24 protein-coding genes are annotated in these 23,002 nt (G+C 46.3%); 4 read left to right on the top strand and 20 right to left on the bottom strand.

Going from position 1 to position 23,002, the window contains the following annotated elements:
• Positions 1 to 41: 41 nt before the first annotated feature.
• The 16 genes from EL173_RS05425 to EL173_RS05345 form a co-directional block, all read right to left on the bottom strand.
• Positions 42 to 914: a 1-acyl-sn-glycerol-3-phosphate acyltransferase gene (locus EL173_RS05425; protein ID WP_005688804.1), complete on the bottom strand. Its 873-nt coding sequence runs from the start codon at positions 912 to 914 to the stop codon at positions 42 to 44.
• Positions 911 to 1,867, bottom strand: a complete 957-nt coding sequence (locus EL173_RS05420; protein ID WP_005688802.1) for a glycosyltransferase family 8 protein — start codon at positions 1,865 to 1,867, stop codon at positions 911 to 913. The genes EL173_RS05425 and EL173_RS05420 overlap by 4 nt, the downstream gene beginning before the upstream one ends.
• On the bottom strand, positions 1,868 to 2,707 hold the full coding sequence (locus EL173_RS05415) for a glycosyltransferase (RefSeq protein ID WP_014571241.1): 840 nt from the start codon (positions 2,705 to 2,707) through the stop codon (positions 1,868 to 1,870). It lies immediately after the preceding gene.
• Entirely contained in the window at positions 2,704 to 3,468 is a 765-nt protein-coding gene (locus tag EL173_RS05410) for a lysophospholipid acyltransferase family protein (RefSeq protein WP_005688798.1), read from the bottom strand. The genes EL173_RS05415 and EL173_RS05410 overlap by 4 nt, the downstream gene beginning before the upstream one ends.
• Before the next feature lie 31 nt (positions 3,469 to 3,499).
• Positions 3,500 to 4,864 (bottom strand): amino acid permease, encoded by a 1,365-nt coding sequence (locus EL173_RS05405; RefSeq protein WP_005684599.1) that lies wholly within the window; start codon positions 4,862 to 4,864, stop codon positions 3,500 to 3,502.
• A gap of 214 nt (positions 4,865 to 5,078) precedes the next feature.
• Positions 5,079 to 5,534: a hypothetical protein gene (locus EL173_RS05400; RefSeq protein ID WP_005688795.1), complete on the bottom strand. Its 456-nt coding sequence runs from the start codon at positions 5,532 to 5,534 to the stop codon at positions 5,079 to 5,081.
• A gap of 268 nt (positions 5,535 to 5,802) precedes the next feature.
• Positions 5,803 to 6,816: a class I SAM-dependent methyltransferase gene (locus tag EL173_RS05395; protein WP_005688793.1), complete on the bottom strand. Its 1,014-nt coding sequence runs from the start codon at positions 6,814 to 6,816 to the stop codon at positions 5,803 to 5,805.
• A 404-nt stretch (positions 6,817 to 7,220) separates the two neighbouring features.
• Positions 7,221 to 7,544, bottom strand: coding sequence for a hypothetical protein (locus EL173_RS05385; RefSeq protein WP_005688791.1), 324 nt, complete (start codon positions 7,542 to 7,544; stop codon positions 7,221 to 7,223).
• Positions 7,541 to 8,008, bottom strand: coding sequence for a hypothetical protein (locus EL173_RS05380; protein ID WP_014569400.1), 468 nt, complete (start codon positions 8,006 to 8,008; stop codon positions 7,541 to 7,543). Before EL173_RS05380 ends, EL173_RS05385 begins: the two co-directional genes overlap by 4 nt.
• Positions 7,968 to 8,279, bottom strand: coding sequence for a hypothetical protein (locus EL173_RS05375; RefSeq protein WP_005688787.1), 312 nt, complete (start codon positions 8,277 to 8,279; stop codon positions 7,968 to 7,970). Before EL173_RS05375 ends, EL173_RS05380 begins: the two co-directional genes overlap by 41 nt.
• The gene (locus EL173_RS05370; RefSeq protein ID WP_005688785.1) at positions 8,249 to 8,671 is read right to left on the bottom strand and encodes a type II secretion system protein; all 423 of its coding nucleotides are present in this window, start codon (positions 8,669 to 8,671) and stop codon (positions 8,249 to 8,251) included. Before EL173_RS05370 ends, EL173_RS05375 begins: the two co-directional genes overlap by 31 nt.
• Positions 8,668 to 8,988 carry a type II secretion system protein gene (locus EL173_RS05365; RefSeq protein ID WP_005684590.1) on the bottom strand — a complete coding sequence of 107 codons (321 nt, stop codon included), beginning with the start codon at positions 8,986 to 8,988 and terminating at the stop codon, positions 8,668 to 8,670. The genes EL173_RS05370 and EL173_RS05365 overlap by 4 nt, the downstream gene beginning before the upstream one ends.
• Before the next feature lie 2 nt (positions 8,989 to 8,990).
• On the bottom strand, positions 8,991 to 9,944 hold the full coding sequence (locus EL173_RS05360) for a type II secretion system F family protein (protein ID WP_005688784.1): 954 nt from the start codon (positions 9,942 to 9,944) through the stop codon (positions 8,991 to 8,993).
• The gene (locus tag EL173_RS05355) at positions 9,941 to 10,810 is read right to left on the bottom strand and encodes an ATPase, T2SS/T4P/T4SS family (RefSeq protein WP_014571239.1); all 870 of its coding nucleotides are present in this window, start codon (positions 10,808 to 10,810) and stop codon (positions 9,941 to 9,943) included. The genes EL173_RS05360 and EL173_RS05355 overlap by 4 nt, the downstream gene beginning before the upstream one ends.
• A gap of 376 nt (positions 10,811 to 11,186) precedes the next feature.
• Complete coding sequence (locus tag EL173_RS05350; RefSeq protein WP_005684587.1) at positions 11,187 to 11,918, bottom strand: YebC/PmpR family DNA-binding transcriptional regulator; 732 nt, start codon at positions 11,916 to 11,918, stop codon at positions 11,187 to 11,189.
• Between the two features lie 70 nt (positions 11,919 to 11,988).
• Positions 11,989 to 12,480, bottom strand: a complete 492-nt coding sequence (locus tag EL173_RS05345) for a VanZ family protein (RefSeq protein WP_005716007.1) — start codon at positions 12,478 to 12,480, stop codon at positions 11,989 to 11,991.
• Positions 12,481 to 12,553: 73 nt separating this feature from the next.
• On the opposite strand from EL173_RS05345, the gene EL173_RS05340 reads away from it, so the two are divergent.
• Positions 12,554 to 14,359, top strand: coding sequence for a M3 family oligoendopeptidase (locus tag EL173_RS05340; RefSeq protein ID WP_005713700.1), 1,806 nt, complete (start codon positions 12,554 to 12,556; stop codon positions 14,357 to 14,359).
• Positions 14,360 to 14,508: 149 nt separating this feature from the next.
• On the opposite strand, the gene glmS is transcribed toward EL173_RS05340, so the two are convergent.
• From glmS to cdaA, 4 genes are all read right to left on the bottom strand, one after another.
• On the bottom strand, positions 14,509 to 16,320 hold the full coding sequence (gene glmS / locus EL173_RS05335; RefSeq protein ID WP_014571238.1) for a glutamine--fructose-6-phosphate transaminase (isomerizing): 1,812 nt from the start codon (positions 16,318 to 16,320) through the stop codon (positions 14,509 to 14,511).
• A gap of 428 nt (positions 16,321 to 16,748) precedes the next feature.
• On the bottom strand, positions 16,749 to 18,113 hold the full coding sequence (glmM, locus tag EL173_RS05330; RefSeq protein ID WP_005688773.1) for a phosphoglucosamine mutase: 1,365 nt from the start codon (positions 18,111 to 18,113) through the stop codon (positions 16,749 to 16,751).
• 28 nt (positions 18,114 to 18,141) lie between these two features.
• A complete protein-coding gene (locus tag EL173_RS05325) occupies positions 18,142 to 19,239 on the bottom strand; it encodes a CdaR family protein (protein WP_005688772.1) in 1,098 nt (365 codons plus the stop codon).
• Positions 19,236 to 20,093: a diadenylate cyclase CdaA gene (gene cdaA / locus EL173_RS05320; protein WP_005684581.1), complete on the bottom strand. Its 858-nt coding sequence runs from the start codon at positions 20,091 to 20,093 to the stop codon at positions 19,236 to 19,238. Before cdaA ends, EL173_RS05325 begins: the two co-directional genes overlap by 4 nt.
• A gap of 259 nt (positions 20,094 to 20,352) precedes the next feature.
• On the opposite strand from cdaA, the gene EL173_RS05315 reads away from it, so the two are divergent.
• Genes EL173_RS05315 through EL173_RS05305 form a run of 3 tightly spaced genes read left to right on the top strand, consistent with a single transcriptional unit; the run spans position 20,353 to position 22,930 of the window.
• A complete protein-coding gene (locus tag EL173_RS05315; RefSeq protein WP_005688770.1) occupies positions 20,353 to 21,087 on the top strand; it encodes an ABC transporter ATP-binding protein in 735 nt (244 codons plus the stop codon).
• The gene (locus EL173_RS05310) at positions 21,077 to 22,216 is read left to right on the top strand and encodes an ABC transporter permease (RefSeq protein ID WP_005688768.1); all 1,140 of its coding nucleotides are present in this window, start codon (positions 21,077 to 21,079) and stop codon (positions 22,214 to 22,216) included. Before EL173_RS05315 ends, EL173_RS05310 begins: the two co-directional genes overlap by 11 nt.
• A 33-nt stretch (positions 22,217 to 22,249) precedes the next feature.
• A complete protein-coding gene (locus tag EL173_RS05305; RefSeq protein WP_005688766.1) occupies positions 22,250 to 22,930 on the top strand; it encodes a TetR/AcrR family transcriptional regulator in 681 nt (226 codons plus the stop codon).
• Positions 22,931 to 23,002: the final 72 nt, after the last annotated feature.

Raw genomic sequence — 23,002 nt, 5'->3', positions numbered from 1 at the left:
ATCGAAAGAAAAGTTCGCCTTTGGTTAGCTTATTCTGTGGCTTACCGTTCAGGATCCCAACCAGCAATATCCTGCTGCGTAAAAGCATAGGATAACGGTTTGCCATAAGCGGCTGCATACGCTTGACATTTTTGGGCATAATCACGCTGCATCATGTAAAAACTATTGTCGCGCGCCGAAAGCTGCGGATCCGGATAAATTGGATCAAGAACATGCAAAATATAACGGACTTCGCGCAGTTGCTGATTCTCGCGGACTGGCAGATCACGAATTTCCGTAAAACAGGAGATAATCGGAACGCCCGCCTCGGCAGCATAGAAATAAGCGCCGCGCTTAGGTGGTCGTGGTTTACGATAATTGAACCACATTTCCTGTTCAGGATAGATCAACACCCAGTGATGGCCCGCAAACGCCGCATTTAACATTTGTTTAAACGGACCATTTAAGAAACTGGGGCGTCCGGACAGCGGAATCGTATCATCATAGTTCATCACAAAGCCTAGCAGCCCTTTCATTGCCAAGTTTGTATCCTGACTGACAATATACATGCGGTGCCGTCCTGCCAGATGCACGGCTTTACGCACGGCCATATTTTCAAATGGGCTGAAATGATTGCTTGTAATCACACCGCCACTTTTGATGCCCCGAATTTTATCGACCCCGACTACTTCAACATCTTTGGTCACCTGTAACGCATAGGCATTAACGACCAAGCGACAAACCAGTGTCTTGAGCTTAAACAGCTTGTCCTGACGCTGTTGTAAGTAATGTGTCACAATCCGCTGCTCCTCCGACTTGGAAAACACCGGATCATGTTCTTCAACTTTAATATTAAACGCTTTAGCCGCCACCGCACGCCGAATATTGCCAACAACTTCCGCGCGATCCGGACCGACAAACCGGCCCGATTTCATAGCGCCACCTGCTCGCCATGTTTAACGGCATTCAAAATTGTATTCTCCGTGTGGCAAACATCAATAGCCGTCTGCAACATCCCACTCATACTTTGCCGATCAGCCTGCTGATCCGCCAACGTAAATGCTGCCAACTGCTGCTTCAGTTCCGCCTCAAATCCCGAATCCGGTGCATACCGCCAAAAGCGATCGCCTAATTTAGCATGATGATAATGCCAAGGCTTGCCAAACAAATTATAGTGAATCAACTTTCCACCAGCTTCTGCAGCCGCAGGGACTCCGGTTTGCATATTCCAGAGTTTCGGTAAATATTTGATGCGATGTTGTGCGATGACATTGATATAATCCTGGTCGGCAGCAATCATCGTAAAGTGGTAAGTCTTCAACAAGTGCAAGAACCGATCGGAAAAATGCTCCTGACGCATCTGCGCAAGATTCATCACCAAAACACCGGAATTAATATACTTACCTGGCTGAATGCCGAAATCGCGTTGAATGTAAGTCATGGTTTCCGGATAAGTCATCATTACCGGATCAGCCACACCGGCAACTAGGTTATCACCTAAATCCGTTGCAAACAAAGTGGTCAAGTCGTCTTCTGCCACCGTATCCGCATCAATATAAATCGCTTTGTCATACTGTGGAAACATATCCGCGATAAACAAACGAAAATAAATGGTCATGGTCACGTAATCACCGCGCAGTTTGTTTGTATCACCACTGATTTGTCGCGTGACCTTATCCATCGCGATAAAGCGAATGTCAAAATTGGATGTCCCTAAAGCAGCCAACCGCTTTTGATTGGCGGGTAATAAGCCATTATTAAGAATATTGATTTCAAAATTAACGCGTGGATTTTTATTTGCCCGAATCGAAGTCAAAGCAACGGCCAGACAAGGGACGTAGCCATCATCGACGGAAAAGAAAATTGGAACCGTAGTTGGAGTTGGCATTTAGGACACTTCTTTCAATTTAGGTGCTAGCCGGCGATAGTCTTTCAGCAAATCATCATATTCATGCAATCCTAGCTGCTGATGAACGGCATGAATCTGCCACGGCTTGACCGTCACAATGCGAAAACGCGGCCAAAAGCGAAACGATGTCGTAAAGTGCTGAAAAACCGTATCCGGCTCAAGCTTATGCTGCTCATTGTATTTTGGCGGCAGAATCCGTTTACACTTGGCCAGCTTATTTAAGGCACTCTGATCCGGCATAAACAGCCACCGCTGCTGTAACAACTGACGACAGCGCGCTAATAAACCATCTGCGCGAATTCTAGCAAGATTCATCAGCAAAACGCCGGAATTGAGATAATCAAACCACATCAACCGGTGATGAAACCACCATTTGCCATAGTGGTCCAACGCGCCGGCAATATCAACACCAGTCATGGACTCATGGTAAAACGCAGCAAATGGCCGCCGACAAATGACATCGGTGTCCAGATAAAGCATGCGATCCGGTAACTGTGGCACCAAATCGGCATACAACCGTAACATACAATAAGGCGTAAACATCGTTGTTAGATTAGCGCGCGGCGGATTTGCCTCAAACAAATTCGTTATATCAATTCGCGTGAACTGATGCACTGGGTTTTCTTTTTGCATCAACTTGGTCATTTGCGCGGCGGTCGCAACTGGAAACGGCTTATAACGATGATCGTTAACTGTCAGTGTCGCGGTCAAAACAAAGATATGCAGCGGCTCACGCGTTTGCCGCATCAAGGATAAGGTTGCAAGCAAAACACCATCGGTCATGTTGGCATCACCGCAAAATAAAATATTCATGGTCACGGTTGCGCCTCCTTTTGCTGCTGATAGTGAATATAGGCAACGTTGCTCAATTTAGCTCGCTTCTTCATTACGGTCCGGACTGTGGTTGCTAACTGTTTTTGGCGCATTTTTAATGGCAGCTGCTGATCCGGCCAATAAGGACCATCGACATACAAAATGCGTTTAGGCCGAGGCCACCAGTGTCGCCGTTGATAAGTCATGGTGGTGACAAATACGGGTGCATTTAGTTCAGCCGGATAATGAAATGCACCGGACTCAAACGGGCGGATACCGGTATAATATGGCCAAACGTGAGCCTCCGGATAGATCATCACAACTTGTTTGGCCGCAATTAACCGTTTGATTTCAGTATTAAAGGCGCGTAGTTGGTGCAACTGTTTGGGGACTAATAGACCACCGCCGTATGGAACCAACCGTCCAAGAATCGGGACACTCAAATTTGCCGGTGCCGCTAATGTCGCCACCCGTCGCGCCTGATTAACGCGCATCGGCGTAAAAACATCCCCAAATGGCTGCGTGTGGTTGCCATAAACAAAGTAACCGCGACCGGCTGCCTGGCGTAAAACGCTGCGATGACGCACCTGCACCCCGATGCGGCAATACCCCTGAGCAAACAGCCACGCACCGGCATAAACCAGATCGGCCTTGAAGCGAAAACCCAACGTCGGCTTCCAACAGTAATTAGCAGGAAGCCGATCTTTTTGATTAGGGGCAGTCACAATATCATCGGTTAGTCGCTGATAAGTCACAACTTTTACCACGCAAAGCCCCTCTTCCTGTCGACAATGTGCGTTATGCCGCTTTTTCCGCTCGCCGCAGCCTCCGCAATATAAAGAGTGTGGCAATCCACACAATTGCGAAGATCAGCGCCGATAACATTGCGCGATCAAACATCATGATCACTGCGGTTAATAGCAGAAAACCCAGCACGAGATAATCGGCAAATGGGTACAAGGGCATCCGAAAGTCGGTACTGTGGGGATGCAACTTCTTGTACCGCAAATGTGCCAACATGATCATGCCCCAAACAAACAGAAAACTGATCGTTGCCATACTTGAAACCAGCGTGAAAACCGAGCCGGGGAGAAAAAGGTTCAAGACAACCGCTACGGCAATGACACCGGTTGAGACTAGAATCGCCCGGGCTGGCACCTGGCGTCGTGAAAGTTTGGCAGTCCACTGCGCTGATTGACTTTTTCCGTTCAACGTTAGCGAAAATAATAACCGCCCTGTGCTAAAAATAGATGAATTACAAGCCGAGGCCGCCGCGGTTAATACCACAAAGTTAATAATATCGGCCGCAAACGGAATCCCCACATTATTAAAGACTTCAACAAACGGGCTGTTAACCGGGGAGACATGCCGCCATGGATAAATACACATGATGACAAACAAGGCCCCCACATAAAACAGCAAAATCCGCATTGGAATTTCATTGATCGCTTCCGGAATCACCTTATGCGGATTTTTGGTCTCACTAGCAGTCAAGCCGACCATTTCAATGCCGACAAAACTAAACACAACCATCTGCAGCGACATGAGAAAACCGCCAACGCCTTTAGGGAAAAAGCCGCCATCGTTAACAAGATTGTCAAGACTGGCATGACCAAGTGGCGTTTTAAAGCGAACAATTACCATGAAGATGCCCAAAACAATGAGTCCAATGATGGCCACAATTTTAATCAAGGCAAACCAGAATTCGGCTTCTCCGAACAATCCGACACTGACCAGATTCAACAACAACAAGATCGCTAAAGCAATTAAACCGGGTAGCCACTGCGGCACATCAGGCAACCAGAACCGAATATATAATCCAATCGCCGTCACTTCAGCCATCGCAAGTGCTACCCAGCATATCCAGTAAGTCCAGCCAGTCACCCATCCGGCATCCTTACCCAAGTATTTTGTGATGAAATCAATAAAAGTATGTGAATCCACATCAGACATCAACAACTCGCCTAATGCGCGCATTAGCAAAAAGCAAATGCCACCAGTTATTAAATAAGCAAATAAAATGGACGGTCCTGCCGAGTGAATCGATTGACCAGAGCCCAAAAACAAGCCAGTCCCAATCGTGCCGCCTATTGCAATCAGTTGAACATGGCGACTCTTCAAATGACGTGCTAGTTCAGGCCGATCATCTTTTTCGGCTTGCATACTCATCCTCCTTTAAAAGCATAAAACAGTCTTGAAACTTATTTTTCATCTTGTTTCAACGGCGCGAACCAAGCTTAAAACTAATCATTGTCTGACTATCCTTGTGTCACACTTATTAATAGAGACGGCCAAAATAGTTGTTGCCGTCTGAATAATAGCATGCGGTATTAGAAAAATTATACACCATTTTCAGAAAACCCCAAATCATTCACACCTAATCGTCAATACTAATGCGGTCAGGCGGCATCTTGTCAGCTAAAAATGCGTTAATGGTCGGCGGATCCTGACGAAACTGCAATTTTAACACCGTCAGATTTCCCGCCTGTGCCAACAAAACCGTTCCTTTAGGCTGAGCTTGTAAGACAACCCCGGTCAGATTCTGATACATGCGAATACTACCCAAACCACCAATGATAGCGGGATCAGCTAAACCTTTTTGCCAGCTTGCAAAACAAAGAAACATGACAACAATGAACCCGCCGCTGATCAAGTCGTCAAAGGAACGGCTTTGTTGCAAGGTTAACACCAGACTAAACGCCGCAACTGCCAGATATAAAAGAATACGCCATGCTTTCGGACGCGCTCGTATCCGTACCTGCACAATGTCAAAAATCGTGACGCCGACAGCAACAATGGCAATGAGTACGTAAGCAATACTCAATAACGACATAACCAACCTCCTGTTTATAACTATCTATTCTACCTGATTGTTCCCCAAAAAGCAGAAAATGCCCTTTGAAGAATCGTCTCGGTAGCTTATTTTGAGTCAAAAATAGACGCCAGTTTTCTGACGTCTAACGATTCATTTCTAACAATCAGCAATAGGCAGGATTGATTTTTCCCTTTAAGAGCCAGCTTAGCGATGATCCCACTCGCCACATTGTATCGCCGGAACCTGACGCAATTCCGCATAGTCTTCACAGACAAGCCGCCGCGCCCTATTGTGCAATATTGGCGGCAGCCCAGTCTTTAACCTTTGCAATGAAGGCGGCGAATGCCTCACGATCATTCAAGTTCGGGAACTGACCGAGTAAGACTTGTTTAGCGCGCTTCACGTCCTGACTTGGCTTTTGAAGAATCAGCAGGCTCTTTTCTGCTTGCTTATCGGCAAAAAAATCATCTGGCAAATTAAGCAAGCCTTGGAAGTAAGTTTTTTCCGCCAGCCATGCGGTTAAACCGGCAGCTTCTTCGGACTGAAAGACCCGACTTGGTACATAAAACATCCCCAATCCGCCTGGTTTCAATACTTTCATGCTTTGTTCAATGAGCAAATGATGCGCATATGAATGACCCTTTTTGGCTGCAGTCGCAAATTTCTTTGCCCGTTCATCTACAGGGTAATACCCCACCGGCAAATCGGAGACCACCACATCAATATCCTTAAATAAAAGCCCATCCAGTGCATCTTGATGAAACAGTTCAACGTCCAGGTGTTGTAAGCTACTGCTCATCCCGGCAACCGCCAACAAGGCCTCGTCATTATCAACACCGTAACCTTTTACCGTAACGTTACGTGCTTTGTGTAGTTGATTCATCACTGCAAACAACAAGTTCCCGCTTCCAACTGCCAAGTCCGCCACTTTGAGTTGGTTCGGTTGCTGCTGATCAAAAACGGTCGCCATAAAGGTTGCAAGACTGGCCATGGCATCCGGTGTGATCTGTTTATTGGGTTCAATGCCATCAACTTTGATGGCTTTAACCAGTACCAGCTGCAAAGCCTGCCGTATTTCTTCCGGTTCATATGTTGCCAACTTCACCTGACCAAACAAAGCTTCCAGTTTCTTCTTAGCTTCATCATTAGGCAACCCATCTTCTTGCATCACTTCACCAGAAGAAAGATCTTCGCCAGCTTCAGTAATTGCCGCAATATCAGTAGATTTCAACTGCTGATGCAAAATCGTGGTGCTTTCATCCAAAACATGATAAAGCTTCTCAAGATGTTCATTCGCCACAAAGACAACCCCCTAAATAAAGTGAGCGCGAACCGGCGCGCTTAGAAGTCGGAGTGTAAGCAGCCTCAGGCGTGATGGCCGCACTTTGGCCATTGCGACTGAGGTTCTTACACGCAGACTTCTGCGCCGGTGAGCGCGTTATGATTGAGCGCGAACCGGCGCGCTTAGGGATCGAGTGTAAGTGGCCTTGGGCGTGATGGCCCGATCTTGGCCATTGCGACCAAGGTCCTTACATGCAGATCCCTGCGCCGGTGAGCGCGTTATGGTTGAAGCCGCGCATCATCATGACCATATACGGCCAATAAGCATTTTATTGGGAGTCTGCTGCTAACGCGCCCCTTCAACGCTCCATTTACCAGTGTACCGATTGGAAATACCTTATTCAAGCGGGATCATTCTTTAACCTAGGGCACCGATTTGGTATCTGTCTCACTGACCGTCTTTTCAACCACTGGCATTGACCTCGTTGGACTGACACTTACTTCACTCGCCTGACTAGATTTCAAGCTCGCACTGTCAGCTGTTTCTGACTTATCATGATGGTTGACTCCTTCCGCATTTTGCCGCCACTGCGAATAAGCCGACTTAAACTGGGACTTTTCGACTTGCTTAATAATTTGATAATGCTGCTGCCAGCGGTTAAACTGCTTAAACATCCCAATTGTCATCGTCAAAAATATACCGAATAAAATGATGGTATTAACCAGCACACTTCCACGTAATTTCATTGATTAAGCCGCACCCCGCCTTCAAAAGTCTGGTTAGTACCCAATCTTATCTCATACAAAAAGCCATGAACGGACCCCAAAAATTGGCCGGACTTGATTTGCATAAATAATGGAATATGGCCCCCATCATTGGTTCTAGCGCGAATCATACTGTTGCCATTTTTGGTATAAAACTCAAAAACATAAAATTTCGATTGATGACCATCTTTTCCCTGAAGCCTGACCCGTTTCTGTTTAAGCGACTCGAGTTTCATCCGATGGGTCCGCACATTAGCCTGTAAGTCTGCATCTGCTTGCAGTGCATGCAGTAAATATTGATCTTGATTTGTAAAACGTTGAACGCCTGTCAAAAGCGGCGACCAAAGCAACATCACCGCGACTATGATTCCTAATCCAATCACAACTTCGATCAAGGTGAAGGCGCTAAGGGTTAAAGGTATAGCTGGCCGTCGAGTTATTGGCATCAACCCGAACCTCCTTTGCGCTCACCACTACCTTCCAAACATCAGGGCCAACGCTAACCTGAGTTTCCCCACCACGCGCAGGCACCCGCATTAAAGCAACGCGAGCGGCATAGTAAGCAGTGGTTTCTTGTCGGACAGGTATGACAACTTGCTGATAAGTCCTCATCAATAACGCCAACCAACCCACAGCCATGAGAACCACGCCCAAAGCCGCAAGATGTTCGACTAACAACACCCCACTTAATTTTTGGTCAATATTGCTCGCCCCCATCCTAGCTGAAAACTTATCTTCCAAGTAATGTCTTTAAAATGTCTGAAATATAACGATCCTGCCGTGACTATTTTTCCGTTTGGGTTACATTCCATCCTACTTTCACCACCAAATGCCAATGATTCAGGGAAAGCAAGGATCTTTGTCTTGCCTTGAGTCACGAATCTAACTTCCCTTTTTTCACCATTCACATACATATTGCCACTTGATGGTTCAGCTCTTGCCCGCATTTTAAGCATTTCCCATTCTTCCACCAAGGCTTCCATAAATTCACGTTCGCGGTATTGCGTTAAAACATTTCGGCCAACCGGGACCGCAACGATTGCTAATGCAGTTATGACAAACATGACAGCCACGACTTCAATCAAGGTAAAACCATGTAGCCGTTTCATTTGCTAAACGTCGGTGGTGATCCTGCTGTCAGCTTAAACCCGCCTTTTTTAAGGGTGTCTGCCTGGCTTTGTGAAATCACGTCTTTTTTAACTAATTGATCCGGAGAACTAAAATCAACCCCGCCGTGATCTGGCTCATTGTAAGTCATTTCCAACTGGGTGTTGACCGTCGCCACGGTTGCTTTCAGGTTCTGAGTATCAACACGTTTCATCTGGCCCTGAATGGTCAAAACCAGCGCGAGCGTCAGTAGAATAATGACTCCCAGCGCCGCAACTACTTCAATTAAGGTAAATGCGCGCAACTTTTTTCGTTTCATGCTTAACCCCCTATAGATTGATAAAGTGGTAATAAGATTTGTAAATACACCAGTAAAATCTCTCCGCCGATGATTAGAAACAAAAACGGCTGTACCAAGCTCACCAGTCGTTCCAATTGTTGTTGAAGCCGCGAGAAAAGCTGTTCACCAAAAAGTTTTAACCCGGTTGCGACCAAATGATGCGATTGGCCCATGGTTAGCAAACGGGCAACTTCAGCGGGAATCAACGGCTCTTGAAGCGCCACACTTAATTCGTATCCCTGTTGAACCTTCGCCTGAATGCGGATGCCTAATTTCCCCATCGGTCCGTCTAAGGTTGCTAAGTGCTGGCAAAAGTTGGCAATATCTGCACCTGCCAACAAAAATTGAGCCGCTCCTGCTGTAAACTGAAACTGATAATAGGTTCGTAGCAGTTGGCGCATCCCCGGGACGTTCTGTAACACCAGTAGACGTTTGAGCGGCGACAAACGATGCCAGTAGCAGTAACCCAAGAATCCAATCACTGTCACCACGCCCAACCCAATCAATTGAAGCGCGACTAAATTCGACTGTGGTAAAGAAAGCGCCGGAAGAACGCCAAAAACAACGACAATCTGTAAGACCACCAGCATTGCCAATAACAGACACGGATAAACCAGCAACTGTACAATGCGTTGCCGATTGCGAACCCGTAAGTGAAGATAATCCGCCGCAATCGTCAACGCTTTCGCTAAGTCACCATGAACCTGAGCCAACTGCAATTGTTGGAAAAGAATCGGTGCCAGATCCTGGCGCGCAACTGCATCCGAAAAGGCTATGCCGTTAGCCAATTCATTTTCAATTCCTTGCCAAATCGCGGTGTGTTTAGGCAAACTCACTTGCAAATAGGCGAATACGTCACTCAGATTGAAACCCGCCTTCATTAAGGCTGCACTTTGACGACAAAAACGTTCCTGAACGATCAGAGGCACTTTCACGAAACCACCTCCGTTGCACCGCTTTGATGCGCCGGCTCAAAAACAACCACTTCAGCTACCGGATGAATCGTTGGACGATACTGCAACGTGATTGCGGCACTGGCTGTTAAGGCGGCAGAAACCAATTCGGCAGGTAAGCCAAAGCTAGTCAGTCTCAGTGGGGTGTCGTTGGCCGAACGTGCGTGCACGGTCGCAAGCACAATATGACCGCTAATGGCAGCTTCACAGGCGCTCTGGGCGGTTTGCCGATCGCGGATTTCACCAATCAGCAATACATCCGGGCGATGACGTAAAGCGGCCTTTAACAACTGCGGATAACTCATTTCCGCTTCTGGGTTAACCTGAAGTTGCAGAAACTGGGGCTGATTAATTTCGACAGGATCCTCGATAGACAGCACCATTTTCGAGGCGGCCAAGCGAGTTGCAAGCTGGTACAGTAACGTTGTTTTACCCGATCCGGTTGGGCCAGCCAATGTCAACATGCCTCGGCGTTGCGTCAAAATACTCATTAATCGATCCAACAACTGACGTGCACCCTGCGCATCTGGAATACCACTGATCAGTCGCACCACCAATGATTCGCGGCCCCGAAAATCTGCCACCGAGCTTAAACGCAGAAAAACATCAGAGTCCGGATGATAAAATGCGCCTAACTGGACACGGCGATGCTCTGCAACATTCATCCCAGCCATGAACTTCAGATAATTAATCTCTTGCTGACCTATGCGCGTTTCCAGTTGCCCTAAAGTCACTAACCCTGTCGGTAACCGAAGCCGAATCAGATAACCATGCGGATTTGGCAAATAGTAAATATCGCTGGCTCCTTTGTCTAATGCGTTGGTCAATAACGTTTTCACTGACTGCATATTTTTTCCTCCTGCATTAAAAGAATTCGCAGGCAAGGACGAGTTTGTCATTAACATAAAAAATTTACCCGTCATGCTTTTTCGGGTGTCATCGTTTGCACATAAGGACATTGATCACGGTGATTAAAAATACGATCATTATGTCTCAAGATGCTCACACTCTGTCCCTTAGCCGCGCTGTTTCCGCCCTAGCTATGCAACGCCATCCATCTAGCCAGAGATTACTCCGCCTTGGTGCTAAAATCGTTAAATGCTATTGATACTAATGTAGAGAATCTAAAAGGCGTACCATTTCTCGTCAAATTCGAGAAATAGTACGCCTTTAGTTTGAAACTGGGAATGATAGCCCAGCCTCTTCACTCATTTATTCAACTCATTAATCGTCCGGCCAGTCGCCAGCTGTGTAGACTTCTTGCACATCATCATCGTCTTCTAGCTGATCGATCATGGCTTGGAATTGTTCGACTTTATCTTTAGGAATCGGGGTCAGATTTTGTGGTACCATCGTCAATTCGTTCTGGACGAATTTATACCCTTTTTCTTCCAAAGCATCGCGAACCTGTGCGAATTCTTTGGGATCGGTGTAGATTTCGTAAGCATCGTCTGAAGTTTGCATATCTTCAGCCCCAGCTTCGAGTGCATCTTCCAACATCTGATCTTCATCGACATCATACGCTTCACGTGAGATAACGAGATACCCTTTGCGATCAAACATGTAAGAAACCGCACCGGCTGCCGCCATATTGCCGCCATGACGGGTGATGGCAACCCGAACTGAACTGGAGGTTCGATTTCGATTGTCCGTTAACGCTTCAACCAGGATTGCAACGCCACCCGGGCCATAGCCTTCATAGGTAACTTCATCATAATTAGCCGCATCGCGATCACTCGCCTTGTCTAATGCCCGCTTGATATTGTCCTTAGGCATGTTGGCAGCTTTGGCTTTGTCCATGACCAAACGGAGGGATGGGTTACCACTGGGGTCAGGACCACCTTGCTTTGCTGCCATGTATAATTCACGTGATAACTTCTGGAAAATCTTACCACGCTTCGCATCCTGAGCGTTCTTACGGCCCTGAATGTTATGCCATTTGGAATGTCCTGACATGATAAACCCTCTTTTCATAAGTATAGAAGCATATGGATCGCTAAAATTATAGCAAAGAACGCGCGGTTATTCAACGCCGCTTCTGACGCCACAACCATCCCCACATGAAGGTCACTGCAATCGCAGCGGCAACCGTGTCTAGCATCACATCCTGAAACAACGGCGTGCGCCCGCCTGTCAGCATTTGATGAAACTCATCAAATGCTGCAATTCCGGTACAACTCAACACCATCAGCGGCCAATGCAACCACCGATTTTTTTGATACATAAACGTCCCTTGCGTCAAACCCAAGCCCAATAAGAAAAAGATACTAACGTGGGCCCCTTTGCGCACAAAAAACTCAACGAACTTAAAATATCCGACTTTAGCAACTGACTGTGTCTCGCCGGCATAATTAAACTGAATGCTACTTAAGAATGGCTTGAACGGCTCATTATGCAACAAACGTTCCATTAACGGGACGGTTGTTTGTTCCTTATAGGTCATGCTAGAACTGACGAACAAAACAAATAAAATTGCGGCCGTCAACCATAATCCCCAATGCCGTTTAAAAGAATTCACAAATTCAACCTACTTTCACTCATACTTTTCTCATCTACTGTATAATGAACCTATTTGGAAAGGAAGTGCTGTTATGTCTTACCCCATTAATTGGAATCTTGATTCAATCTTCCCAGGTGGCATCGACTCGCCACAACTTACCGCACGGATTCAGACAGTGACCGACGAATTGCCCCAACTTGAAGCCCAAGTAGCAGCGTGGTCGCCTGAAGATGATGCCCCTGAGTTTACCGATTTCAAAACGCTTTGGCAACTTTTTGAAGATATCAGTAAAGGTCTCGGCACCACAGGCAGTTTTGTCGAAATGATTGCCAGCGCCGATACTGCCAACTTAAAAACCGGTCCCCTGCTAGGACAACTTACAACACTAGAAACCCGTTTTCAAAACATTAACAACCCCTTGGCAAAGAAATTAGCCGCCATGCCACAAACTGCTTTCGATCAGTTGACGGCTACTGGTACATTGGCTGAGAGTCGTTTTGGTTTAAGTGAAATTCGTGATCAGGCCAAGGAATTGCTTGATGATAAAACCGAAACCATGATCAATGACTTGGCGGTTGATGGATTCACCGGCTGGAGTAATCACTATACAACGCTCAGTGGCAGTCTTAAGTTCCCGATCACTCAAAATGGCGAAACGACCGAGCTAAGTGCCGGTCAAACGCAAAATAAGTTTGAAGGTGCACCTGATCCTAAGACGCGCAAGGACGTTTTCAATGTTTGGGAACAAGTTTGGAGCGATCATGCCAGTTTGTTTGGCGAAACCCTCAACCATATTGCCGGGTTCCGCTTGACCAACTATCGCTTACATCAGTATCCAGATTATCTATACAAGCCACTGCAATATAACCGGATGAAGCGTGCCACCTTGGATCAAATGTGGCAAACCATCAGCGCCAATAAAGCGCCTTTCGCTGCCTATCTCACGCGCAAAGCCCAATTAACCGGGCAGTCCACCATGCAATGGCAAGATCAATGGGCACCAGTGGTTGTTGGCGACTTCAAGCCGAAGACCTACACTTTTGACGAAGCTGCAGAATTCATTGTTAATAATTTTGCGAAGTTTTCACCTAAAATGGCCGCCTTTGCGCAACATGCGTTTGAAAATGGCTGGATTGAAGCAGAAGATCGACCGGGCAAACGGGCAGGCGGTTACATGACCAGTGTTCCGGATGTCAAAGAAAGTCGCATTTTCATGACCTTTGACGGTTCGGCGTCTGGTGTATCAACCATTGCTCATGAACTAGGGCATGCTTTCCACAGTTCTATTTTGAAGGATATGCCGGTTTTGCGACAAAACTATGCCATGAACGTTGCCGAAACTGCGTCAACTTTTGCCGAATTGATTGTTGCCGATGCGACGGTGAAAGCTGCTAGCGAACCGGCAGAAAAGCTCAACTTATTAGACGCAAAAATGGCCAATCCACTAGCGATGCTGCTCAACATTCATGCGCGATTCTTGTTTGAGGACAGTTTCTATCAAGAACGTGAGCACGGTATTGTAAGCGTTCCCCGCCTGAAAGCCTTGATGACCGCGGCTCAGGAGAAGGCTTACGCTGGCGGCTTGAGTTCATTTGATCCGATGTATTGGGCCGATAAGTTGCACTTTTATTTTGACAACCCACCGTTTTATAACTTCCCATATACATTTGGCTACCTGTTTTCTAGCGGTATTTACGCTAAGGCACAGCAAAGCGATCATTTTGAAGATGATTATATTGCCTTATTGCGGGACACCGCCAACATGAGCACGGAAGCACTAGCGAAAAAGCACCTCGGCGTTGACTTGACCCAACCAGAATTTTGGCAGCAAGGAATTGATTTAGCCGCTAAAGATGCCCAACAATTCATGGCATTAAGTGAAGCGTATCTTAAGTAGCCTTCTTTAGATCGCTCGGTAGCCTTCAATAAACAAAAAAACTGTTTGCCACATTTGGCGAACAGTTTTTTTGTTTAATCCCCACTGACATTAAATTTAAATATCAACTTAACCGTCATGGAATTTTTCATGCCATTATGAGCTTAGACCTATTCAACAGTAACCGACTTAGCCAAGTTGCGGGGACGGTCAACGTCATACCCACGATCGGAACTCGTGAAGTAAGCCAGCAGTTGTGCTGGGATGATCGTAACCAGTGGCGCCAGAAGCGGATCAATTTCGTCGACGATAATCTGGTCACCTTTTTGGGCTTGGCTCGCCATGGCAATGTGTAATACCTTGGCTCCGCGCGCCTGCACTTCATCGGCATTGCTGCGGGTCCGAGCAGCGGTCACTGGGTCGGAGATGATGGCAACGACTGGGGTATCCTTTTCAATTAAAGCGATGGTGCCGTGCTTTAATTCGCCAGCCGCAAACCCTTCAGCCTGCACATAACTGATTTCCTTGAGTTTCAATGCGGCTTCAAGACTGGCATAGTAGTCGCCGCCACGGCCAATGTAAAAAGCATTGCGCGTGGTTTTGAACATATCGGTTGCCAATTCATGAATCCGATCCTTTTGATCAATCAGTGCTTGTTGGCCGGTTGCTGCCAAACCTAATTGGTGAATCACATCAAAGTCCTTAGCGTTTTGTAAGCCCTTTGCTTCACCAACGGCTTTGGCTACCAAGGCTTCTACTGCAATCTGGGCGGTGTAAGCCTTGGTTGATGCGACCGCAATTTCCGGCCCGCCATGCAGCAACAAGGTGAAAGTTGCTTCACGGGCAAGGGTTGAGCTGCCAACATTGGTAATCGTCAGTGTCTGATAACCTTGCGCTTTGACTTCAACCAAAACCTGACGAATATCAGCAGTTTCACCACTTTGGGTCAGGAAAATAAACAACGGATGTTTGGAGAGTAATGGCTGATGATAAGCAAATTCCGAAGCAACATGGACTTCGGTTGGAATGCCAGCCAGCTGTTCAAACAAAGGAGCACCAACCAACCCGGCATGGTAGCTGGTCCCCGCGGCAACAATGTAAAGCCGATCTGCATTCTGTAAGGCTTTCATTAAGTTTTCAGGAATCACCACATGCTGCTGATTATCGGTATACTTTTCAACCAGTCGCCGCATCACAATTGGCTGTTCATCAATTTCTTTGAGCATGAAGAATGGATAGGTTCCCTTTGAAACTTCGCCATCATCGACTTTGACGGTAAACGGCTTGCGATCTTCTACCTTACCATCAAGGGTCTCGATATGAACTGCATCAGCGGTTAGGGTCACAATTTCCTGATCTTTCAGTTCAACAAACTGATCGGTTTCGCTCAACATCGCCAATGCATCTGAAGCAACGACATTGAAGCCTTCACCGCGGCCAATCAATAAAGGACTCTTATTTTTAGCGATATACAAAACTGTCGGATCCAAACGATCAACCATCGAAAAAGCATAGGAACCTTGAATCATTTTCAACGTTTTCCGAAAGGCTTCTTTGGCTGACAATCCTTCCCGAGCGAATAACGCGATGAGTTGAACCACGACTTCTGTATCAGTATCACTGTGCAATTCAATATCTTGAAGATACTGTTGCTTCAGGTCATTGGCGTTGGTCACAACCCCGTTATGCACGAGATAAAAGCGTTCATCATTGGAAACTTGCGGATGTGCGTTGGCTTCGGTCGGACCGCCATTGGTCGCCCAACGTGTATGTCCAATCCCCATCACGCCTTGAACATCAGGCGTTACTGCTTCTTCCAAGTTCGAAATATGGCCAACCCGCTTAATCAAATGATCATGGCCTGCCTGATCATTAACGTAAATACCTGCTGAGTCGTAACCACGATACTCAAGTTTTTCAAGTCCCTTAAGCAAGATTTGGGTTGCATTTTTCTTACCGATAACACCGACGATTCCACACATAGTCAACATCCTTTTCCGACTGTCTCAAAATTGGTTTAGACAGGTTTATTTATTGGTATTGTTAAAAACAAGGCTAACTATATGTTTTACAAAGCGATATGTCAACACCTGTTTTTCAGTGGTATACTTTAGTAAGTAAAACCGGTCTATATCAGATCGCCAAAAGCCGTCATTTCGGTTAATCGTTTCCCTTTATAACAAGGTTTTGCACAAACGCGCACTTTAGTCTTAAAAAAATTTAAAGAATACGCCTAGCAACGGCAACTGAAAAAAGTTGACTAAAAAAATCGGTCGTAGCGACAAACACGTCACTACGACCGATTCACTTTTGGAAAGATTTATCGAATGCTGATCCACCTCAGCATCAAGTTTAGACCTTCATCATCCAACTCAACCTAAGCGAGCTGACAATTCAATTCAAACCAGAGTTAGGCTTCCGAGCTTCCCATTTCCTGCTTAACAACATCGACAATTTGATCAACATATCGTGACACCAAGTCCTCGGTTTTGGCTTCTGCCATGACCCGCAACAGTGGTTCAGTACCTGAAGGGCGGACGAGTACCCGTCCATCACCCGCCATTTCTTTTTCCACGGTATCAATGGCTGCTTGGATTTCCGGATAGGCTTGCCAATTTTCTTTGTCCGCCACTTTTACGTTGACAAGTTTTTGCGGGTAATCCTTAACCGGTGCTGCCAGTTCAGAAAGCTTTTTGCCAGTCTTTTTCATAACATTCAGCAAGTGAATACCCGTGAGCATCCCATCGCCAGTGTTGTGGTAGTCAAACAAAATGATGTGGCCGGATTGCTCGCCACCAATGTTATAGCCGTCTTTGCGCATCGCTTCGACAACATGCCGATCACCGACTGCCGTTTGAACCGACTTCATGCCATTAGCTTCCAGCGCCTTATACAAGCCGAGATTGCTCATAACGGTCGTGACGACTGTGTCCTGCTTTAATCGACCTTGAGACTTCATGTAGTTGCCCAGGATGAACATGATCTTATCGCCATCGACAATATTGCCTTCCTCATCAACCGCGATGCAGCGATCGCCGTCACCATCAAAAGCCAAGCCAACATCGGCCCCTTTTTCAACTACGAACTTAGCTAAGGCTTGCGGATGGGTTGAGCCAACATCAGCGTTAATGTTCAAACCATCCGGCGTTGTCGCCATCGTATCAAAGTCAGTTTCAAGGTCAGCAAAAATACGGCTGACCAATCCGCTGGTAGCACCATTAGCGCCGTCTAGACAAACATGGATGCCACTCAAATCATCAGCAAGCGTCTGTTCCAAAAACTGCGTATATTTAAGGGCACCTTCAGGATAATCATCGACTGTTCCCAATCCTTCTGCAGCAGGGCGCGGCAACTTGTCTTCCGGTGCATCCAGCAAGGCTTCGATTTCTTCTTCGGTTTCATCGGAGAGTTTATAACCATCGGCGCCGAAGAACTTAATGCCGTTGTCTGCTACCGGATTGTGTGAAGCAGAAATCTGAATTCCGGCATCGGCCCCTTGAATTTTAATCAAATAAGCCACAGCCGGTGTGGTAATAACACCAAGATCCAGCACTTCAATTCCGACCGACAGTAAACCGGCAATCAATGCATCGGCCAACATCTGGCCAGAAATTCGCGTATCGCGAGCAACCAAAACCAATGGGCGGCGACTGGCATCTTCCTTATGCTGCGTTAAAACGTATCCGCCTGTCCGGCCTAACCGAAACGCCATTTCCGGACTCAATTCCTTGTTAGCAATGCCGCGAACACCATCGGTACCAAAATACTTTGTCATCTTAATTCTTCCTCATTTCTTCCAGTCATTAATCTTCACTTGTCGATGTGCTTTCACTTGAAGAGCTTGATTGAGAAGCACTGGCACTTGTACTAGCAGTCTTTGATGAAGTAGCCGAGCTCTCAGCGCCACTGCTATTATTACCACTATTGTCGTCATCACCGCTACCGGTATTACCAACACTGACAGTCACTTTAATCGTTTCCGGACTAGCGGCAGAAATACCATCGTTTAAATCCGTGACATTAAATGTTCGGGTAGTACTTGATGTTATGTCACTGACATCAACGGGAACGGTCAATTTACTGAGCTTGTCCAAACTCTGTTGATCTCCATATACGGTAACCTGTTTTGTATCTGACGACAAGGCATACGTATGTCCGGAGACGGCATTGCCAGTTTGCTTCAGCTCGACATTTATTTTTTTACTGGGCTGGGAAATTGGCAAGGTGACGTGCACTGTTTGCGGTGATAGAACAACATTCATGGTATTGCCATTGTCATCCAGTGCCTGTAATAAGACTTCTTGATCAACCGACTTACGCGTATTATGCGCTAACGAGACATTTGCAACCACTTGCGCAATAGAATCGATAACGGAGCGGGCACCGGTCACTTCAACAGTGCGCGTTGAAAGTTTCGGTTCACCAGCTGCATAGCCAGATGCAATACTTGCCTTATTATACCGAACCTGAATCGGCATCGTCTTGTTATCCCGAACCTGGATGTCAACTTTCACTGACTTTGGCGAAATAGAATAGCTAAGATCCTTATTCAATCCTTCCGCCTTCAGCCGAACCCGGTGTTTCCCGACACCCAAATTGGTTAAATCAGCAATGACGCGAAAATTCTGTGTGTTTGCTGTCATTGTGACTAAAGAAGCCGTGCCCGTCAATGCTACTGAAACTTTTGACGGATATCCAGTAATAAAATACTTGTCGGTATTGGCATTAACCTGAAGCGGCACTTTCACGGTCTGCGTTTTATTAGCGACCAAGGTGGTGTCATCATTGGCACTTTGCCGGGTATTATTAATACTCTCGACATTAACATAGGCAAACAAACCGATTGCAAGAAGCAAGGCTAACAACCGATTGACCCATGGTTTATCCCATAAGCGATTCATTGCTTGCCCTCCTTCTTTTTACGTTGACTAAAAAGACGTGAAAAGAAACTGACAACCGGATTGGGATCAGGTGCTTCTTCTTTAGGTACCAGCTGTGCGGTCAGAAACTTCATGTAGTCTTCACGGGTCAGATTGCGAATCAAGTTGTTGTTATTCGTAATCGTGACTTCCCCGGTTTCTTCTGACACAACAATTGTCAAAGCATCCGTGACCTCACTGATCCCCACTGCCGCCCGATGACGGGTGCCAAGTTCTTTGGGAATGAGGTTGCTATCAGACAATGGCAAATAGGCCGCAGCGACAGCAATCCGATTATCCCGAATAATGACTGCCCCATCATGCAGCGGTGTATTAGGAATAAAAATATTGATCAGTAATTCACCGCTAATATCGGCATCAAGCGGAATCCCCGTCTCGATATAATCTTCAAGGCCGGTATTCTTTTGAATGGTGATCAATGCCCCGATTCGACGCTTGCTCATGTACTGAATTGCTTTATCCAATTCCTTGACCATCCGCGCTTCTGCTTCATGCTGATTATTATTGCTACGGAAAATCAGTGAGCCCCGACCAAGATGTTCCAACCCGCGACGAATTTCAGGCTGAAAAATGATCACCAGCGCCGGAACACTCCATGTAATCACCAAATCCGTTAAATACCCAACTGTTTTCAGCTGCAAGAACCAGGAAATGATCTTGATGGCCGCAATCACAAAGACACCTTTAAGTAATTGAACCGCCTTTGTACCGCGAACCAGCATAATCAAGCGATAAATGACGTACCAGACGACGAGGATGTCAACCAGATTAATAAGTGTGGACCAAGTTAATAAGTTTGCGAGATAGGTGCGCATCCGCGTCCCTCCATTATTGTTAAAAATCGAACTTCTGAATAATTATACCACGAGAAACCGAACGGGCGAGGACGGAAACAAATGACGAAGCGTGGCACCGCCTTCACAGCCTCCAAGTTCAAACGCAGCATCACAATTAGCCTCATCGCCGCAATTCCTAGGCATCGGTCGAGATACGTAAATCAGTTGCATTTTTTAACAAATAGCTTACAATGCAGGTGAGTGAGTACTCACTATCAAAAAGAAGGTGGCGAATCAAATGTCAACTCAAGCAATCGTCCAGGTTTCCGATCTTCAACAGGGTTACGGTACAAAAACGGTGCTTAGCCACATCAATCTAACATTGAATCGCGGTCAGATTCTCGCTTTGATCGGTCCTAGTGGCGCTGGTAAAACAACTTTGATCAGCACCATTATGGGGATGATCCGTCCTCGCGCCGGGAAGGTTACCGTTTTTAACCAGCATGTTCCCAATCGCTTATTATTAGGCCGCATTGGTTTTATGGCGCAAACCGATGCGTTGTACGAAAGCTTAACCGGAGCCGAAAATCTCACTTTTTTTGCCAAAATGCAAGGCGTTGGCCGTTACTTACTGACCAAACAGTTAATGTATGCTGCTGACGTTGTTGATTTACAAACTGCCCTTAAACAACTCGTCAAGGATTATTCAGGCGGGATGAAAAGACGTTTATCATTGGCCATCGCTTTAATTGGCAAACCACAATTGTTGATTTTAGACGAGCCGACGATTGGCATCGATCCTGCGTTACGTCGCCAAATCTGGCAGGAATTGCATCGACTGGCAAAACAAGGCGTGACAATTATTTTAACCACCCATGTGATGGCGGATGCTGAAGAAGCGGATCTGCTCATGATGATTCGCAATGGTCAAGCAATCGCTCAAGGCACACCGAAGCAGTTGCAAGTTGACTATCAAGCGAATTCGATTGAAGCGGTATTTCTAGCCGCAGGGAGGCAGCAAGATGCGCATTGAAGCTTTGATGATAAGAATTTTCAAAGAAATGTTACGTGACAAACGCACACTGGCCTTAATGTTTATCGCGCCTTTGTTTATCATGACGTTAATCTTCTTCTTATTTCAGTCCAACACAACGACAAAGGTTGATTTGGCCGTGCATGGCGTCCAAACATCCTTAACCAAGGCGATGGATACGAAGCATTTAAGATTACATCACGTTGGCACTGAAAAACCTACCCGCATAATCAAACAGCATGATTATGCGGGCGTTTTAACGCAACATGGCAATCAGCTTACGTTAACGCTTGCCAACACCGATCAGGGACAAAGCACGCTGTTGAAGCAAACATTACAGGCTGCCACCGTTAAGTTAAGACTAAAAGCTGCGGCCACCAGCCTTAAAACACAAGCGATTGCCTTAAATAAACTGACGGACGCGTTACAACAAGCCACGCACGGTGCGGTACAAGTCCCCATCCCGCAACAACCCAAGCAGACCAATTATCGCATGACAACCCACTATCGCTACGGCTCGTCTGAATCCACTTACTTTGATACTTTGTTACCGATTCTTATTGGCTTTATCGTCTTCTTCTTTGTCTTTTTTATTTCCGGCATTGCCTTACTGCGCGAACGGACAACCGGAACGCTTTATCGCTTGCTGGCGACTCCGATTCGTCGCGGTGAAATCATCAGTGGATACCTACTTGGTTACGGGATCTTTGCGGTCATTCAAACGGTTTTGATTGTCGGTTATGCCTTGGTGGTCTTTAAGATCCAAATTCTTGGAAGCATTCCGGCCATTTTTCTGATCAATTTGTTGCTGGCATCAACAGCCCTTGCGCTCGGCTTGCTCATTTCAACCTTTGCCAACAGTGAGTTTCAGATGTTGCAGTTTATTCCTATTATTGTGATCCCCCAGATTTTCTTCACCGGATTGATTCCTGTCAATCAGATGCTTGGATGGCTGCAACCCATTGCGCATTTGATGCCACTTTATTATGGTGCCAATGCTTTAACCGGAATTATTACCAAAGGCCAATCACTAGCAGTTTTATACCCTGATGTCATTGCATTGGTAGGCTTTTTCCTGCTATTTTTAGACTTGAATCTTTTGACAATGCGCAAATATCGTCAAGTTTGAAATTAATTCAATTTATGAAAGAAGTGTAGCTCGATGAAACCGCATAATATCACCGATTTATTCTCGGCATCCCTTGCAGATAGTCAGCTATCAACCAAACAGCAAGCCGTACTCAAGGCCAGTTTAAAGCTCTTCTCCGAACAAGGATACGATCGCACCAGTACCCAAGAAATTGCCCGGGTCGCCCAAGTCAGCGAAGGCACTGTCTACAAACAGTTTAAGACCAAAGAAGGTATTCTCCGTGCGCTATTGGCTCCGATGATTCAACAGGTCATCCCCAGTGCGATCACAGAGTTTATTCATGAAGTTGGCGAGCATCATCTGCCTGATTTGCATACTTTTTTAACGTTTATTGTCCGCGATCGCATGACATTTGCCATCACCAATCAAGCCCAATTGCGTATTCTTATTGCCACCCTTTTGCGCGATTCATCTTTGAGCAAGGCACTAGCAAAACAGTTTCAAACGCAATTTTTGGGTGAAGCCACGCATTTACTAACCGCGTATCAAGAAAAAGGCGTTCTCGTTAATTGGCCGGTGATCCGAATTCTGCAGTACATTTTCGGCACAGTGTTCAGTTATCTGCTTCCGGTCATACTCGATATCCAATCACAATTTGATCTCAACGCCGCGGTGAATGAAGCCGTCACCTTTCTTGAGCGCGGCTTACAAGGAGAAGTCGCTTATCCTGCCCCGCCAACTCATGAAAATTAGCACTTTTGGTGTTTTCCATCCCGCAGAACGTTAGAATGGAGTTAAACGTTTTTTCAAAGGAGACGTGCTTGA

The organism is Lacticaseibacillus rhamnosus (assembly GCF_900636965.1).
In the GTDB taxonomy this organism is placed as follows: domain Bacteria; phylum Bacillota; class Bacilli; order Lactobacillales; family Lactobacillaceae; genus Lacticaseibacillus; species Lacticaseibacillus rhamnosus.
The sequence above is the reverse complement of the archived record's forward strand: the minus strand, read 5'-3'. Positions and strand labels throughout refer to the sequence as shown.